The organism is Bradyrhizobium sp. C-145 (genome assembly GCF_023375135.1).
GTDB lineage: Bacteria > Pseudomonadota > Alphaproteobacteria > Rhizobiales > Xanthobacteraceae > Bradyrhizobium > Bradyrhizobium zhanjiangense.
Window position 1 is genome coordinate 7731111 of the sequence record NZ_CP088150.1, and the last position, 15972, is coordinate 7747082.

The 15972-nt window shown below is 64.7% G+C and carries 15 protein-coding genes; all 15 read right to left on the minus strand.

Translation table 11 applies throughout. The annotated features are described in order from the left end of the window. Nucleotides 1–62: 62 nt before the first annotated feature. The gene (locus LRP30_RS36300) at nt 63–1109 is read right to left on the minus strand and encodes a flagellar hook-associated family protein (protein WP_128936228.1); all 1047 of its coding nucleotides are present in this window, start codon (nt 1107–1109) and stop codon (nt 63–65) included. A gap of 3 nt (nt 1110–1112) precedes the next feature. Next, on the minus strand, nt 1113–2588 hold the full coding sequence (flgK, locus tag LRP30_RS36305; RefSeq protein WP_249757917.1) for a flagellar hook-associated protein FlgK: 1476 nt from the start codon (nt 2586–2588) through the stop codon (nt 1113–1115). A gap of 34 nt (nt 2589–2622) precedes the next feature. Further along, nucleotides 2623–3852 (minus strand): flagellar hook protein FlgE, encoded by a 1230-nt coding sequence (locus LRP30_RS36310; protein ID WP_249757918.1) that lies wholly within the window; start codon nt 3850–3852, stop codon nt 2623–2625. A 90-nt stretch (nt 3853–3942) separates the two neighbouring features. After that, a complete protein-coding gene (locus LRP30_RS36315) occupies nt 3943–4524 on the minus strand; it encodes a transglycosylase SLT domain-containing protein (RefSeq protein WP_249757919.1) in 582 nt (193 codons plus the stop codon). Then, nucleotides 4475–5788, minus strand: coding sequence for a flagellar hook-length control protein FliK (locus LRP30_RS36320; RefSeq protein ID WP_249757920.1), 1314 nt, complete (start codon nt 5786–5788; stop codon nt 4475–4477). Before LRP30_RS36320 ends, LRP30_RS36315 begins: the two co-directional genes overlap by 50 nt. Then, complete coding sequence (locus LRP30_RS36325; protein WP_249757921.1) at nt 5785–6969, minus strand: chemotaxis protein; 1185 nt, start codon at nt 6967–6969, stop codon at nt 5785–5787. Before LRP30_RS36325 ends, LRP30_RS36320 begins: the two co-directional genes overlap by 4 nt. Continuing rightward, nucleotides 6966–8276 (minus strand): MotB family protein, encoded by a 1311-nt coding sequence (locus tag LRP30_RS36330; protein WP_249757922.1) that lies wholly within the window; start codon nt 8274–8276, stop codon nt 6966–6968. Before LRP30_RS36330 ends, LRP30_RS36325 begins: the two co-directional genes overlap by 4 nt. Nucleotides 8277–8282: 6 nt before the next feature. After that, nucleotides 8283–8984 (minus strand): hypothetical protein, encoded by a 702-nt coding sequence (locus tag LRP30_RS36335; protein WP_128937940.1) that lies wholly within the window; start codon nt 8982–8984, stop codon nt 8283–8285. Further along, nucleotides 8981–10606 (minus strand): flagellar basal-body MS-ring/collar protein FliF, encoded by a 1626-nt coding sequence (gene fliF, locus LRP30_RS36340; protein ID WP_249757923.1) that lies wholly within the window; start codon nt 10604–10606, stop codon nt 8981–8983. The genes LRP30_RS36335 and fliF overlap by 4 nt, the downstream gene beginning before the upstream one ends. A gap of 294 nt (nt 10607–10900) precedes the next feature. Then, a complete protein-coding gene (locus tag LRP30_RS36345; RefSeq protein ID WP_128936236.1) occupies nt 10901–11812 on the minus strand; it encodes a flagellin in 912 nt (303 codons plus the stop codon). A 270-nt stretch (nt 11813–12082) separates the two neighbouring features. Next, on the minus strand, nt 12083–12988 hold the full coding sequence (locus LRP30_RS36350) for a flagellin (protein WP_249757924.1): 906 nt from the start codon (nt 12986–12988) through the stop codon (nt 12083–12085). Nucleotides 12989–13229: 241 nt separating this feature from the next. Next, nucleotides 13230–13970 carry a flagellar type III secretion system pore protein FliP gene (gene fliP, locus LRP30_RS36355; RefSeq protein ID WP_249757925.1) on the minus strand — a complete coding sequence of 247 codons (741 nt, stop codon included), beginning with the start codon at nt 13968–13970 and terminating at the stop codon, nt 13230–13232. Beyond that, on the minus strand, nt 13967–14410 hold the full coding sequence (locus LRP30_RS36360; protein WP_164934357.1) for a flagellar basal body-associated FliL family protein: 444 nt from the start codon (nt 14408–14410) through the stop codon (nt 13967–13969). Before LRP30_RS36360 ends, fliP begins: the two co-directional genes overlap by 4 nt. A gap of 42 nt (nt 14411–14452) precedes the next feature. Then, nucleotides 14453–15157 (minus strand): flagellar basal body L-ring protein FlgH, encoded by a 705-nt coding sequence (flgH, locus tag LRP30_RS36365; protein ID WP_249757926.1) that lies wholly within the window; start codon nt 15155–15157, stop codon nt 14453–14455. Beyond that, nucleotides 15158–15913, minus strand: coding sequence for a MotE family protein (locus LRP30_RS36370; RefSeq protein WP_249757927.1), 756 nt, complete (start codon nt 15911–15913; stop codon nt 15158–15160). Nucleotides 15914–15972: the final 59 nt, after the last annotated feature.

Sequence of the window (15972 nt, forward strand, 5' to 3'; positions counted from 1 at the left end):
CCACTCTGCACGGGAGACCGAATAACAGGACAAGGATGCGAGCCTTACCAGCGAACTTTGGCTCAGAGATAGTTGATGAGGCTGATCTTCTGGAGCTGCGAGGTGAGCGCGAGCGCCGTCTGGATCTGGGTCTGCAAGGTGTTGACCCGGACCGAGGCCTCGGTCGGGTCGACCGCCTCCATCTTGACGATCTGGTCGTTGAGGATGTCCTTCTGGATCTTCAGCTTCTCGGTCGCGCCGGTGACGCGTTGCTGGATCGAGCCGACCGTGCCCCCGAGCACGGCGAGATCGTTGATGGCACCGCTGACGAGGCTGATGGCCTTGTCGACGACGACCTGGAACGTATCCTTGCTCAGGCTCGTGTTTCCGAGATCGGTGAGCATGGTGTAGGCCTCGGCCAGCTTGCGGAAGCCGGGCTGGTTGGCGCTGACGGAACTGTCGACGACCTCGGTCGTGGAGATGCGGCTCGACAGCGTCTGGTCTGTCGCCGGCGACCAGTTGGTGTTCCAGGCCGGGCTCGCGAACTCGGTGTCGAGGGTGTTGTCGAGGAAGTTCTGCATCTGCGCCGGAGTGATGGTGCTCACGCTGGCCGAGGACTGCGCGAAGCCGAAGCTCGCGAGGAAGTCCGCATCGACCTGGTTCTTGCTGGCCGAGCCGGCGGTGTAATTCGTGACCGGCTGGGTCTGCGTATTGATGCCGCCGAAGAGGTACGAGCCATTATAGGAGACGTTGAGCGCGCCGATGAGATCCTGGAGATTGGCGGATGCGCTCGGCAGGATGATCCGCGCACCGCTATCGGCATCGCGGGCGGCGATCAGGTTCTTGAGGAAGTCCGACGCGGTCGAGCCGAGCTGGGTGATCCGGTTCTGCGTCACGTCAAGCCGACCCGCGACGAGCTCGTTGGTATCGACGAGCTGGTCGGCGAAGTTGAATTCGGCGCGCAAGCTCACGTCGCGACCCGTCCCCGTGCCGAGCTCGAGGCCGACGTCCGCGAAGCGACCCGTGGTCGCCTCCTTCGAAGCCTTGCTCAGCGCGCTCTGATTGTTGGTGATCGATGACCTCAAGGACGAAGACAGCATCAAGGTCGAGATGTAGTTCGCGCTCATCATGACTTAATTCCCCACGGCAGCCAGCAGGCTCTGCAACATCTCATCGACGGTGGAAATGATCTTCGACGATGCCGAATAGGTGCGCTCGACCTGGAGCATCAGCGACATCTCGTCGTCCATGTTGACGCCGTTGACGTTGGACAGCGCCGCGGTGCTGCGGTCGAGCAACGTGTTCTGGTACTTGACGCTGTCGTCCGCGGCCTTGCGCTGGCTTTCGATCCAGCTCGCCGAGGAGGACGCGAATTCGATCACGCTGCCGCTCGGCTTGCCCTGCGCCGTGGTATCGAACGGCTGCGGCGCGTCCATCTCGTTGATGAGCTGCTGGAGCCGCGCCGAGAAGCCGGCGTTGCCGGTCGTGTTGTAATTATAGGCGGCGTTGCCGCTGATCGCGCCGTCGCGCAGCAGGTTCGGGTTGCCGCCCGAGGCCGGATCGACCGACGCGGCAACACTGATCGTGCCGGCAAGGCCGACCGAAATGGTGGCGCTCGCGGGCATCGCGGGCGCACCGGGATAGGTGAAGAGGCCGGGCACATCGGGCAGCGCGGCGCCGGACTGGTCGACCTCCTTGAAGGCGTCGATCAGACCGCGCGCGATTTCGTCGAGCTGGCTCTGATAGGTGACCGTGGCGTTGTCGCGCAATTCGGCGAGCCCCGCGAGCTTGCCTGTCTTGAGCGGCATCACGGAATTGGCACCGGTGACCGGGACGCCATCGATATAGACCGCATTGCCCGTGGTGCCCGGCGTATAGACGTTGGTCGCCGTGAAGCTCACTGTTCGCGCCGTCTTGTCGAACAGCACGACGCCGCTGTCGGTGTAGAGCGCCGCATCACCGTTGGCGCGGAGCGACATCGAGACGCCGACCTCCTGCGACAGCTTCGAAACGATGCTGTCGCGCTGGTCGAGATAGTCGGTGACGTCGTCACCGGAGATCGTCCCCCTCACGATCGCGGTGTTGACCTTGTCGAACTGGGTGAGGAGCTGATTGATATTGGCGACCGACGTCGCCATGTCGGCGTCCGCGCCTTCGCGGACCGACTGCACGGTCTTGGTGGCCTGGTTGAGCGCGGTCGCCATGTCCTTGGCGGAGGTCACCGCGGCCTGCGCCAACGTCGCGTTGTCCGTCGAGTTCGCGTATTGCTGGAGCGCCTGCTTCAGCTTGGTGAGCTGGGCGGTCGGCGACTGCTCGAGCTCGGGATCGTCCACCGTCGAGGTCGCGATCTTCTGGAGACCGTCATAGATCGCGCTCTGCTTGGCGGACGCCGACGTCGCGGTCAGGACATTGGTGAACAGGCCACCGCTGGCGGCTCGCTGGATCGCCGCGACATAAACACCGGCATTGGGAAGATTATCCAGCACGGCGATCTTGCGCGAATAGCCGGCTGTGCTGGCACCGGCGATGTTGCGCGAGATCGTCGACGACTGGATGCCCGACGCCATGAGCGAAGCACGAGCGGAGTCGAGAGCGGCGGTAAGGGACATGATTTGCTCTTGCCCGGGATGAGCGCTCGAGGATTCAGCGCTTCAGGTTGACGACGACGTCGAGCAGGTCGGCGCCGGTCTGGAACGATTTCGAGTTCGCGGTGAAGCCGCGCTGCGCCTCGATCATACCGGTGAGCTCGTCCGCGAGATCGACGTTGGAGTCTTCGAGCGAGCCGGACTGGACGGTGCCGAGCCCAGCTCTGCCGGCATTCGTGACCTCCGCGTTCCCGGAGTTCATATTGGTGGAGTAAACATTGCCCGGTTCCGGCGTGAGATTGTCGGGGCTCGCCACGTCCGCAATTGCGATTGTGAACAGTGACAGCTGCTGGCCGTTCTTGAGGATCGCTGTCACGTACCCATTCTCGTCAACGTCGACCTTGTCGATGGCCGACGGAACGCTGCCGTTGACGGTCGCCTTGAAGCTGAAATCCGTGCCGGCTTGCGTCAAATTCGACACATCGAGGGTCACGGTCGCGCCGCCGAGGACCGGTATCGCGAGAGTTGTCGGACTTGCGGCGGCCAGCGCGCCTTTCCCGGCCGTTGTCGTATCGAAGGTATAGGTGGTGGCGGCGCCGAGCGCCGTACCGGTCGCAGAATCATAGGCCTGCATCTGCCAGGTGTCCGAGCCGGCGGCCGTTGCGGTGTGGGACATATAGAGGTCGATCGTGACGGCTCGGCCGATATTGTCGTAAGCGACGATCGAGCTCTTCGATGAATATGAGGCCGGACCGGGAGGACCAGCAATGACAGCCGCTTTTGGATCCAGATTGCCGGTCGTCAGCGTCCCCGCCGTTGACGCTACGGGTTGCTGCGACACCTGCGCGATGTTCACGATCTGCAACCCGCCGAGGGTATTTTGCGAGATGTCCACCTTGCCCGGCTTGCCCAAGAGGTAATAACCGGCCGCATTCACCAGATTGCCCTGGGAGTCCGGCACGAACGATCCAGCGCGCGTCATGAACTGCTGCGTGTTGTTGGCGTTCGACACCACGAAGAAGCCGTTGCCTTGGATGGAGAGGTCGGTGGTCGACGTGGTGAACTGTGTATGCCCCGCGTCACTGATGGCGTAGCGGACCGTGGTCTCGACGGCGCCGGAGTCGTAATTGCCCGAGCCGCTCTTCAGGATCAGCGAGGAGAATTCGGTCGAAGCCCGCTTGTAACCCGTGGTGTTGACGTTCGCGATGTTGTCCGAGACCGTCGACAGCTTGTTGGACTGCGCGCTCATCCCGGAAACGCCGGTGCGCATAACGCCGTAGAGGCTCATGGATTGGGCTCCTGTGGTAGGTTGAAGTTACAATGAGGGTTCTTGCTTGCGCGGGGCTGATGGTGGGGAACCGTGCACAACTTGATGTCGTCAGGTCGTCTTCGGCTGACAGAACGAGCGCGCCTTGTCGGTCCACGCGCCAAAGCCGCTGGAGACGAGATGGGCAACGATGTGACAGACGTAGCGCTTCTGCGCCGGCTGATTGTTGGGCCCCGCATTGTAGCGGGCGACCGCCATGGTCCAGCTGCCCTCGCGCTGCTTCAGCTCTTTCAGGAAGAGCGCGGCATATTCGACGTTCTTGGCCGGATCGAACATCGCGCGCACCGAGGCGAACTTGTCGCCGTGATAATAGTGATTGATCTGCATGCAGCCGAGGTCGATCAGCTTGATGCCCTTGCTTCGCATGGTTTCGAAATTCGCGATCGCATCGTTCATGTCCTTGGCGAACACGGTCTGGCCGTCGGCGCCGAGCGCGTAGGGATGGAGCGCGCCGCGCCGCCCGGTCTCGGTAAGGCCGACCGCATAGAGAATGCCGAGCGGAATCCCGTGCTGCCGGGCCGCACGCGCCATCTCGCGCTCGCAGGGGCGCGCGTTGTCGACCGCCGCCTCGGCAGCGCCGGCGTTACAGATAAACAGGGCCGCGACGAATCTGCGGCGCCACGTCCTGCTCATGACGCGTCTCCTGATTGGGCTGGCGTTCCTGCCGGGCCTGCTTCGCGTCGCCGTTGGACTGCCCCGACGACGTGCTGGCGCCACCAAACGAGCCTTGCGACTGCGATGGCGGCGGCTGCTGGCTCGAAAGCTGTGACTGCGACTGGCCGGAGCCGCTCTGGAATCCGTCCAGCGAGCCGTGCTGGACCGGCGCGACGTCAGCGACATAGCCCGCCGACTGCATGAGATCGCGGATCGAGTCGCGCTGCTGGTCCAGCATCTGGCTGGTATCCTTGCGTTCGGCCGCGAGATGGACCGACACTTCGGCGCGGACGAGACGCAGGCGCACGGTGACGTTGCCGAGCGCCGGCGGCTCCAGATTGATGGTCAGGATCTTGAGCGGCTGGTCCGGCGCGTTGGTCTGGGACGCTGCGGGATCGGCGGTGGCAGAGGTCGTCGCGGATTCCTTCAGCTCGGCAACGACGGCGTTGGCGACCTGTTGCGGCGCGTTGAACTGCGCCGGTGGCAGATGGGTCTCCTGCTGCACCACGGTGACCTTGGTCGTCTCCGGCAATGCATCCCGCGCCGAGGCTTTGACGGCGCGTTCCACATTGGCCGTGACCGCCTCGAAACCAGGCGCCGGCATTGCCTTCGGCGATGTCTCGCTGCCTTGCTGTGCGGCCGGGAGCGCCGCATCCTGAGAACGCGTGCCGGCCGAAGCGAGAGCGGATGGCGCGGACTCGGTTGTAGCGATCTTCGCCGTGCCGGCGGCCTGAACCTCACGCTTCGTGGACATGCGCTCGTCGCGTGCGGACGCGTCTTGCTTGTCAACCGCCGCCGGCTGCGGCTTCGCGGCCGGCACGGCGGCGAGCCCCTGTCCGACGATCACGGGGATGCCCTTCGTAACGTCCGCCGCTGCGGTCGGGTCGACCGGATCTGCCGTCTCCGACGATTCGTCGATCTTCCGGTCGCCGGTCTTGTGACTGGACTTGGGCTCGTCAGCCGCTGAGATGCGGTCGGACGTCGCCTCGTCCTTCGCCGTGTCTGTCCCGATTGGGTGCGTCAGATGCGTGCGCAGTATTCCGGCTTTTGCGCTCGTGTCGCTGCCCTGATCGTCGAGCGCGCGCTTGGCGAGATTGGAGACGGTGTGGAGCAGATCGTTGAACGACGAGTCTGCCGATGATTTCGCCCCCGCGCTCTTGGCGGAGCGCGACGTGCTGCGCATGTTGAGGCTTTCGGCGAGGCCCGAGAATGGTTGTCCGGAGGTTCCGCTGAGCTTGGTCATGGACGGCGATCCCTGGTGAGGAGTTCAAGTTCGCCGAGCTGCTTCTGCGCACGCGCGATGGTCGCGGTCGATGACGCAAGGTCGAGGCGCGCCGGCGTTGCCGGAGGCTTGTCGGCTGCGGCCGCGGATCCGCCGGCGAACGGCTTGCGGACGTCGAGCGCGAGCTGCACCGTCGCATTCAGAAGGGGAACGTCGCGCTCGGGCAGCTTCGAGCGGTCGAGTGCCTTCAGCTCGGCGAGACCGCCGTCATACTCGTCGGTGAGCGTCCGCGAGGTGCCACGGAAGAAATGCGCACGCTCGCGATCCGCTGACGCATCGGCGCTGAGCGTCAGCGCACGCTCGCCGGCGAGCCGGGTCACGGCCAGCTGTCCGCGCAGCATCGCCGCGCGCGCGATCACGAGATAGAGCTTGAGGCGGCTCGCGCGATCGATCTGCTCCAGCAGGGCCGTGATCCGCGCAAAGCGGCGGTCGTCGAGCGCGAGGCTTGATTGCGTCAGGCCCGTGGAGAAGCGCTGCCAGAAATCGCCGGCATAGATCGAGTTGCGGTAATGGCGGATATAGGCCAGCGTCAGGAACTCGAACTTGTCGAATTCCTCGGCCTGCCCAACCAGCAGGATCTCGCGCCGCAGCGCCGCCTCCTCTACGAGCGTACCGGGCAGGAGCAGGCGCGCGTCGTCGAGGCGCTCGATCGCGAGCGAGGCCTCGGCACGTGCGAACAGCGCGCCCTGAACCAGCGCGACCTGCCCGCCCAGGCCCGACGGAAGCGTGCGCGGCTTGACGTCCTTGAGCAGCTCGCGCGCTTCGTCCTGGCGGCCCTCGACATAGGCCAGCGCACCATTGAACAGTCGCTCGTCGACATTCAGCTTGCCGCGCGGCAGCTTGCGCACAACCTGCGGCGCGCCGCCGCTGAGCAGATAGATGACGACAGCCTGGCCGTTCCGCGGATTGCTCCACACGTCCGCGTCGGCGGCGAGAAATTTCTCGCCGACCTGCCGGATCAGCGCGATGTGGCTCCCATGCGCCGCGGTGTCACCATTGGCGATGCCGTCCTGCACAGCCTGCAATGCGCGCACGAGTTCATACGGCTCCCCCGATACCGGGGCCGGCGCCGGCTCGGCCAATGCGCCTGCCATCGTGAACGGCAGCAGCAGCAAGACGGTGCGGAGGAGCGGCCAGATCAAGGGCGCTTCTCCCGGATCAGGATCTCGATCCGGCGATTCTGCGCGGCCGCCGGATCGTTCGGCAGTTTCGGCCGCCGGTCGGCGTAACCTTCGACATGCTCGATCCGCTGCGCATCGACGCCGGAGCGGACCAGCATGTAATAGGCCATCTGCGCACGGGCGGTCGACAGTCGCCAATTGTCGTAGGTCTCCGACTTGTACGGCCGATTGTCGGTGTGACCGCGGACGATGATCATGCCGGGCCGCTTCGTCAGCAGCGGGCCGATCTTGTCGATCACGCGAACGAGTTCGGGCCGCGGCTCCGCCGAGCCGACCGCGAACATGCCGAAACTCGCATCGTCAGTCAGGCTGATCAGTAGGCCTTCCTCGACCTGACGAACCTCGGCCGCCGGTCCAGCGCCGGCCTTGACGTCCGACAGCGCGTCCGCGATCGCAGACTGAAGCTGCTTGACGGTCGGCTGCTGCGTTTGCGCCGCATCGCGCGGCTCGGAGTCCTTCGTCGTATCGTTGGGCCGCGCCTGCGCGGCAGCATTGGCCTGAGCGGTCGCTTGGGCGCTGCCCTCGCGCGAGGATTGCGACGGCGCAGGCCCAGGCGGCAACAGGGGCGACAGGCTTGCGGACGAGCTATCCGCGTTCGGCGCCACGCTTCCGCCGGCATCATCCACCTTGGCGCGGCGCGCCTGCGGTTCGCCCTGACCCGTGCCGGACGCATCGCCCGCGGAGACATTCGGCTTCGGCTCGCTCTCGATGATGCGATCCGCGTCCTTCGATACCTGCGGCGCCAGCTTCCAATAACCGGGATCGAAGGGATCGCGGTAAGCGTCGCCGCCCTTGAGGCCGTCCTCTTCGGCCGATGTCAGGGCGCCGGCGCGCCGCTGGCCCGAAACCTGGTTCGCACTGTTGGCGATCTCGGCAAGCGTCGCATAGGGATCGCGGAACAGGACCTTCTCTTCGTAGAAGGGCGGCTTCTCCGCCGTCGGCGAGTCGCCGCGACGTTCTTCGTTCGGCCCCGCCGGCTTACGCCTGCCGTCCTGGCCTTCGAATGACGACGGCTCCTTCCTGGAGAGGTCCTTCAGACCCTTCGGAGCAGGTGCATTTTCCGCGAGCTTGATCGGATTGAAATAGCTCGCGACCACCTGCTTCTGATCCTGGTTGAGTGCATTGAGCAGCCACATGACCAGGAAGAACGCCATCATCGCGGTCATGAAGTCCGCATAGGCGATCTTCCAGACGCCACCGTGCGGCTTCTCGTCGTCGAAGGCGCTGCGCCGGCGGATGATCACGAGCTCTGGTTTGACCTCATTCATGGCGGACTACCGGCGCGCCTCCTTGAGGCGTTCGCTCCAGGCCGAGATCTGAGTCTCGATCACGGTCTGGTCGGCGACGACGCGGACCTCGAAGGTGTCGGCCGCCTCATAGGCGATGCCTGTCCGCCGGGCCTTCTCGAGCTGCGCCTTCACCAGGTCCAGCAACTCGCTCGGGCCGGTGACCTTGAACGCCGGCACCGGCGAATTGCCGGTCAACGCCGCGATCTGCTCGACCAGCGACTCGATCGCCTTGTCGCGGACCGCTTCCGTGAGAAACGGCAGCAATATCCGCGCAACGGAGCTCGCGATATTGGTCTCAATCTCGCGGCAAGCCGTCTCGAAGCCGTTGACGATGGTGGCCGCCTGCTGGTCGGACCACTTGGCCCGCTCCTCGCCGAGCCGGATCGCGCTGCGGACGCGTTCCTCCGCAAGCCTGGCCTCGCCTTCCGCGACGCCGGCCGCATGTCCGCGACGATAGGCATCGTCGAGAAGGTTGACCGGCGGAGCTTCCGCTGCCGGGGACGGCGGCTGAAGCTGCTGCTGCGAATGGGTCTGTGGCTGCGGCTGAGGCTGAGGTTGCGGCTCGCGCCGAACCTCCCTCGGCCTTGTCAGCACGTCCTGGATCTTGGGCGGCGGCGGAGGCGGCGGCGACTTGGCCCGGCCGTTCGCATCGAACTGCGTCAGGAGCTTTCCGATTGCTGCGTTCATGCCGCCTCCTCGCGTCGCATCCAGTCTTTAAGGATCGCGGCCGCCTGCATCTGATCGAGCCGGACGATCTGCTCCAGCCGCTTTTGCGGCGTTCGCTGCATCTTGCCTTCGAGATCTTCGACGAGGTTGAGCTCGGCCTCCTCGCTGTCAGGCAATGCAAGGGCCGCGGCCTCGAGGGCGGCAGCCTCTGCTGCCTCGGTCTGCTCCTGTTCGGCGCGATGGGTGAGAATACCGTTGACCGCCGGCCGAAGACCGAACCAGACCAGCATCGAGGCAACGGCGAGGATGGTCACCGCGTTGATGACGCTGCCGAGCTGTTTGTTGATCATCTCGACGAAACTGATCGGCGGCACCGGCGCCAGCTCGCGCGAGCCCTCAATGAAGTCGACGGCCGTCACCTGGATCTGGTCGCCGCGCTGCTTGTCCAGTCCGCCGGCGGTGGCCGCGAGCTGGCTGATCTCGGCGAGCTTGCTGTCGATGATGGCCTGGTTGCTCTTGTCGCCGAGATCGGCGACGAGGCGCGCGCGGTTGACCAGGACCGCGATGAAGAGCTTCTTGACCGAATAGCCGTCGCTCACCGTCGTCGTGGTCTTGGACGACACCTCGAAATTGGTGACGTCCTCGCGGCGGGTCTTGTCCTCGCTGGAATTCTTGCTTCCGCCGGCGTTCACCTGCTGATCGGGGAGGTTCTGCTGCACAGTGGTCGGCGTCGACCGATCCGCGTTCTGCGAAGACTCCTTCTCGCGCACGTTCCGCACCGAACGCTCGGCGCGGCTCTCGGGATCGTAGACGGTTTCATTGATCTGCCGCTTATCGGTGGAGAGCTGCGGTGCGACGCTCACCTCGAAATTGTCGAGACCCAGATAAGGCGTCAGCGCCTTGCGGATGTTCTCCTGCACCATGCCGCCGACCGTCTTCTGAAGGCTTGCCATCTTGGTCGGCGCGGCGCTGGCCTCATCCTCTTCGGCGAGCAGCATCGAGCCGTCGGCGTCCAGCACCGTCACCTTGTCGCGGCTCATGCCGGGAATGGCGGCCGCGACGAGATGACGGATCGACTGCGCCGTGCGCGCCTCGATCGCGCCGTCGGTGCGCAGCACGACCGATGCCGAGGGCGGCTGCTGCGTTGCACGGAACGAGCCGCGTACGGGCATGACGATATGCACCCGCGCGGCCTTCACGCCCTTCATCAGCTGCACCGTGCGCGCAATCTCGCCTTCCAGCGCCCGCAGCTTGGTGACCTCCTGCATGAACGAGGTCAGACCGAGCGAGCCGATCTTGTCGAACAGCTCGTAGCCGGAATTAGCACTGGTCGGCAGGCCCTTTTCGGCAAGCAGCATCCGCGCCTGCATGGTCTGGCTCGGGCGCACCGAGACGGCGTCTCCGGCCGTATTGACGTCGAAGGCGATGTTCTGCTCGCGCAGCGCGGCGCCCATGCGCGTCACGTCTTCGCGGGTGAGGCCGGTATAGAGCGTCTCGAACTCCGGCCGGCTCAGATAGTAGGCACCGCCGACGACGGTAACGAGAACGGCAAAGCCGATCAGCCCCAAGGCCATCAGGCGTCGTGGCCCAAGCTCCAGCAGATTGTTGAGCAGTTGCTGTACCTGCGCACGACTGAGCAGCATATGACCTCGTAGCAATGCGAACGTATGAGACACTCCGCTGCCAACCTTGTCTGAAGGTTGCGCGCGGGCGCGAATGTGTCGGTTCGCTGGCGAGGCGTTGCAATCTTACAAATTCGGTAGCGCAATCGACATCGGCAACGGACGGCCGGACGCATTGCCGCCGGGCGGCTGCGACATGTCGCATAAGATCTGACGTCGGAAGGTCGATCTCGGGCACGTCTTGTGCCGTCACGTCCGCCGATCTCGGCGGGGACCGTGCTCCGCGGGGAGCACGGTCGTTTTCGAAAGCGCCGCTTAGCTGCGGAACAGCGACAGGATGCTCTGGCTGTTCTGGTTGGCGATCGAGAGCGCTTGAACGCCGAGCTGCTGCTGGGTCTGGAGCGCCTGAAGGCGGGTCGATTCCGCGTTCATGTCGGCGTCGACGAGCTGGCCGATACCGCGATCCACCGAGTCCATCAGCGACTTCACGAACTCCGTGTTGTTCGAGATGCGGTTCTTGATGGCGCCGAGGTTCGCGGCGGACTGGCTGACGGTGTTGATCGCGGCGGTGACCTGCGCGATGTAGCCATCGAGCGTGGTCTGGTCGGTCGCCGAGTCGGTCAGCGCAGCGATGCTGATCGTGTCGACCGATGCGGTGCCGCTCACCGTGTCCAGGATGCCGGCCGTGGTCGAGGTGTAGAGCGAGTAGTTGGCAACCGTCACCGTGATGGTGTTGATCGTGGGCGTGCCGCCGACGCGCGAGAACGACGAGACCAGGTTCACCGTCGCCGGGGTGGTGGCGGTGGTGCTCAGCCAGTTCACGCCGTTGAACGTCGCCGCGTTGGCCACGTTCTTCATGTCCTGCTGGATCTGGGTGATTTCGGCCTGGATCTTGGTGCGGTCGATGCCGGCGGTCTTGGCTTCGACCAGCAGCGCCTGGAGCTTGGTGAGGCCGGAGTTGCTGTCGCCGATGACCTTGTTCAGAGCGGTGTATTCGGTGTCGACGGTCGCAGCCGACAGACCGAGCGAGTCGGAGACGGCGGAGAGCGCAGCGTTGTCGGCGCGCATCGAAGTCGCGATCGACCAATAGGCCGAGTTGTCCGAAGCGGTCGCGACCCGCTGGCCGGTCGAGATCCGGTTTTCGGTCGTCTGCAGGCTGGCGCTGACATTCCGGAGGGTCTGGAGCGCAGTCATTGCAGCGGAGTTGGTAAGCAGGCTGGAAGCCATCTTTGATGTCCCTTTGAAAGCAGATTGGATTTTGGGGACATACCGGGCTTGCACCGGTACGACAGGGCGGCATCATGCCTTTGGGATGCGGAAATGCGCGTGAACCCAACCCGTCGTAGCGGCGAGACTAGCCAGCGAAGCTTGTGCGAGGCTTGTGGCCCTGTGATCGGACCGCAACAGGGCGGCCGAAATCATGGCGTGCACAGCGCCACGCAAACGAAAGGGCCGCGCTTCGCGAGAAGCGCGGCCCTGCCCTGACCGTCTTGACGCTTAGCGGAACAGCGACAGGATGCTCTGGCTGTTGTTGTTGGCGATCGAGAGCGCCTGAACGCCGAGCTGCTGCTGGACCTGGAGGGCCGCCAGGCGGGTGGACTCCTGGTTCATGTCGGCGTCGACGAGCTGGCCGATACCGCGATCAACCGAATCCATCAGCGACTTCACGAACTCCGAGTTGTTCGAGATGCGGTTCTTGATGGCGCCGAGGTTGGCGGCACCCGAGGAGACCGTGCCGATCGCAGCGGTGACCTGCGCGATGTAGCCATCGAGCGTGGTCTGGTCAGCCGCAGAGTCGGTCAGCGCACCGATGTTGATGGTGTCGACCGACGCACTGCCGCTCACCGTGTCCAAGATGCCGCTCGTGGTCGAGGTGTAGAGCGAGTAGTTCGCGACGGTGACGGTGATCGAGCGGGTGGTCGGCGTGGCGCCGACGCGCGAAAACGACGACACGAGATTGACCGTCGCCGGCGTGGTGGCGGTGGTGCTCAGCCAGTTGACGCCGTTGAACGTCGCCGCGCTGGCCACGTTCTTCATGTCCTGCTGGATCTGGGTGATTTCCGACTGGATCTTGCTGCGATCGATACCAGCAGTCTTGGCTTCGACCAGCAGCGACTGGAGCTTGGTCAGGCCCGAGTTGCTGTCACCGAGAACCTTGTTCAGAGCGGTATATTCGGTGTCGACGGTCGCGGCCGACAGACCGAGCGAGTCGGAGACGGCGGAGAGCGCGGCGTTGTCGGCGCGCATCGAGGTCGCGATCGACCAGTAGGCGGCGTTGTCGGAGGCGGTGGCCACGCGCTGGCCGGTGGAGATCCGGGTCTGCGTCGTGGAGAGTTGCGAGCTGACAGACCGCAGGGTCTGGAGCGCGGTCATGGCGGACGAGTTCGTGAGCAGGCTTGACATTGCGAATGTCCCTTTATGTACGCGTTACATTTTCACTTTGGGACATACCGGGCTTTCACCGGTACGGAGGGGCGGCATCATGCCTTTGGACTGATGTGGGTGGGGTCCAACCCGCCGTGACGCCTTGCTAGCACGCCGAATCTTGCCGCCGGATTAAAATCGCCTTGAATATCATCGCTGTAGCGGCGGTATCGCAGTTACCATCCGCTAACCATGATGACGCGGTCCGAGCCGCGCTCTTTCAGGAGAACGACCGCACCAATCCGGAGGCAAGCAGGTTCCAGCCGTCGATCAGCACGAAGAACAGCATCTTGAACGGCAGCGCGAGGATCGTCGGCGGCATCATCATCATGCCCATCGACATGGTCAGCGTCGCCACGATCATGTCGATGACGAGGAACGGCAGGATGATGAGGAATCCGATCTCGAACGAACGCCTGAGCTCGGAGATCATGAAGGCCGGAATGATGACGCGCATGTCGATGCGCTTATCGTCGAACTTCCTGCGAAAGCTTTCCGCGGCGAGCGCCTCGAAGGTCTGGAGATCCTTGTCGCGAACGTGGGCCAGCATGAACTCGCGGAAGGGATCGGTGATCTTCAGATAGGCCTCTTCCTCCGAGATCTCGTTCTTCATCAGCGGCTGGACGCCGGTCTCCCAGGCGCGGTCGAATGTCGGCGCCATCACGTAGAAGGTCATGAACAGCGCGAGGCTGATCAGCACCAGGTTGGCCGGCGTGGTCTGGAGGCCGAGACCGGCGCGCAGGAACGACAGCGCGACCGCAAATCGCGTGAAGCTCGTCACCATGATGAGCAGGCCCGGCGCCACCGACAGCACCGTGATCAGCGCCATCAGCTGGATGATGCGGCCGCTGGTCGAGCCGTTGCCGGGCGGCAGCAGCGAGTTGAGGTCCGGAATCTGGGCCAGCGCCACTTCGGGCAGCACGACCAGGATCAACGCGAGCAGCAGGACTCTCACTCTCACTGGATCACCAACGTCTCAATGATCAATTCGCGGACCTTGCCCGACGAGCGGATATTGGCGCGCTCGGTCAGGTCGTCGCGCAGGTGCTGGAGCCCGCGCGATCCCTCGAACTGGCCAACCGATGCCGACCGCAGATAGGTGATGATGTCCTCGCTGATGTGGGCGGCCAGGATGCCGGCATCCTCGTCGCTCATGCTCTCCGTCACCATGGAGGCCTCGACGCGGGCCCAGTTGTTGGCAGGGGCAGCGAGATTGGTCACAATCGGGGACAGTTTTCGAAGCCGCGCGCTGCCGGCGTAGCTAGACGCAATCGGCGGCGGCGTGGCGCTCTTCTTCGCATCGGCGACGCGCTCGGCGGCCGCAAACAGATGCAGGCCGGCAAGAGCGCCCGCACCGATCGCGACAAGGGTCAGCACGACAATGGCCGCAATCAGGCGCATCACGTCCCCTGCCCTCGCGACGCGGCCCGGCCGGTGCGGATCTCAGAATGGTGCCACGGCGTCATAGATCCGGTGTCCCCATCCAGGCTGCTGCACGTCAGACAGATTGCCGCGGCCACCATAGGACACGCGCGCCTCAGCGATCTTGTCGTAGGAGATCGTGTTGGCTCGCGAGATGTCGCGCGGACGCACGATGCCGCCGACATTGAGCACGCGCATCTCGGTGTTGACGCGGAATTCCTGCGAGCCGCTGATCATCATATTGCCGTTCGGCAGCACGTCGGTGACGATGGCGGCGATCGAGAGCTTGATATCCTCGGTGCGGTCGATCTGGCCGTTACCCTTGATCTGGGTGTTGGTGCTGAGATTGGCGTTGGTCTGGCCCTTGTCGCTCCATCCTGCGACGTCCATCAGCCAGTCGAGTCCGAACTTGACCTGCGAATCGCGCGAGCGGCCGGTCTTGTTGTCGAGCTTGGCCTTGTCCTGCATCGAGATGATCACCGTCACGACGTCGCCGGTACGCCGGGCGCGGGGATCGCGGTAGAGATCGGTGCCGTCGTCCCAAGTCGATCGATAGCTGACGGGCGTACGCAGGCGCGGCGTCACCGGGATCGGATCGGCCTGCGTCCTCAAGCCGCTGCCGACAGGCGACATTTGCGGACCGGTCAGGACTTCGGCCGGATCATGAAGGCATCCGGCCAGGAACACGGACGCCGTCAGGTAGAGGATGAGGATCGGCTTGTTCATCTATTTGCTCTTTCCGTCATCCACGCGACGCATGCCGCCGAGCAAATCGGCGAGGTGCGCCGCGCGCGCCGTATCCATCTCGTTGAAGATTGCGCTCGAGCTCCTCGGGCTGAGCTTGGCGAGCACGGCGGCGGCGGTCTCGTCGGCCATGCCGGCAATCTGGGTCGCCGCAGCCTCCGGCTTCATGCGCGAATAGATCTCGACGACGCTGGCTTCGGCTTTCTTCAGGAAATCGTCGCGCAGCGCCATCCACTTCTCGTATTCGGCACGCTTGGCCTCGACCTCGGCGATCCGTTCGCGCAGCAGGTTCTCGGCCTTCTCCAGCTCCTTGAGCTGCCAGGCCAGCCTTGCATCGACGGCGGGGTCGGCCACGTTGCTGCAGAACAGCGCGACGTCATTGTCGACGGACACGGCGGCCTGTGGCGGTGTGGGCTTCGGCGGCGCCGTGACGCTGCCGGGTTTGGCTGCACGTACAGGTGCCGGCGCCGGCGTCTCGGAAGCCGGCACGGCGCCGGTGATAGCCGGACCTGAATCTTCCGCCGCCCACGCCGTCGCATGGACGGAGGCGCTTCCGCCCGGATTCGGGGTGGACGGCGTGCCCGGCTTCTGCGGTCCGGACGCGCGGGCACGCGCGAAGGAGAGCAGGTTGAGCGGCCTCGATGGCTTCGCCTCGTCCAGCGCCAGCACGGGCGAAGCGCCCGCAAGCGTCCACACCGCGACGAGGAGGAGTTTGGCTTTGTGATCCAGCTTCAGCATCGGGCCGCGTGCGATTCTCGGTCGAGACCAGAGCATTGAGCGACCAAGCTTGCACGACG

Coding starts and splice junctions, on each gene's coding strand:
- LRP30_RS36300 (WP_128936228.1), bottom strand. CDS start 1,109: ATGATGAGCGCGAACTACATCTCGACCTTGATGCTGTCTTCGTCCTTG.
- flgK (WP_249757917.1), bottom strand. CDS start 2,588: ATGTCCCTTACCGCCGCTCTCGACTCCGCTCGTGCTTCGCTCATGGCG.
- LRP30_RS36310 (WP_249757918.1), bottom strand. CDS start 3,852: ATGAGCCTCTACGGCGTTATGCGCACCGGCGTTTCCGGGATGAGCGCG.
- LRP30_RS36315 (WP_249757919.1), bottom strand. CDS start 4,524: ATGAGCAGGACGTGGCGCCGCAGATTCGTCGCGGCCCTGTTTATCTGT.
- LRP30_RS36320 (WP_249757920.1), bottom strand. CDS start 5,788: ATGACCAAGCTCAGCGGAACCTCCGGACAACCATTCTCGGGCCTCGCC.
- LRP30_RS36330 (WP_249757922.1), bottom strand. CDS start 8,276: ATGAATGAGGTCAAACCAGAGCTCGTGATCATCCGCCGGCGCAGCGCC.
- LRP30_RS36335 (WP_128937940.1), bottom strand. CDS start 8,984: ATGAACGCAGCAATCGGAAAGCTCCTGACGCAGTTCGATGCGAACGGC.
- fliF (WP_249757923.1), bottom strand. CDS start 10,606: ATGCTGCTCAGTCGTGCGCAGGTACAGCAACTGCTCAACAATCTGCTG.
- LRP30_RS36345 (WP_128936236.1), bottom strand. CDS start 11,812: ATGGCTTCCAGCCTGCTTACCAACTCCGCTGCAATGACTGCGCTCCAG.
- LRP30_RS36350 (WP_249757924.1), bottom strand. CDS start 12,988: ATGTCAAGCCTGCTCACGAACTCGTCCGCCATGACCGCGCTCCAGACC.
- LRP30_RS36360 (WP_164934357.1), bottom strand. CDS start 14,410: ATGCGCCTGATTGCGGCCATTGTCGTGCTGACCCTTGTCGCGATCGGT.
- flgH (WP_249757926.1), bottom strand. CDS start 15,157: ATGAACAAGCCGATCCTCATCCTCTACCTGACGGCGTCCGTGTTCCTG.
- LRP30_RS36370 (WP_249757927.1), bottom strand. CDS start 15,913: ATGCTGAAGCTGGATCACAAAGCCAAACTCCTCCTCGTCGCGGTGTGG.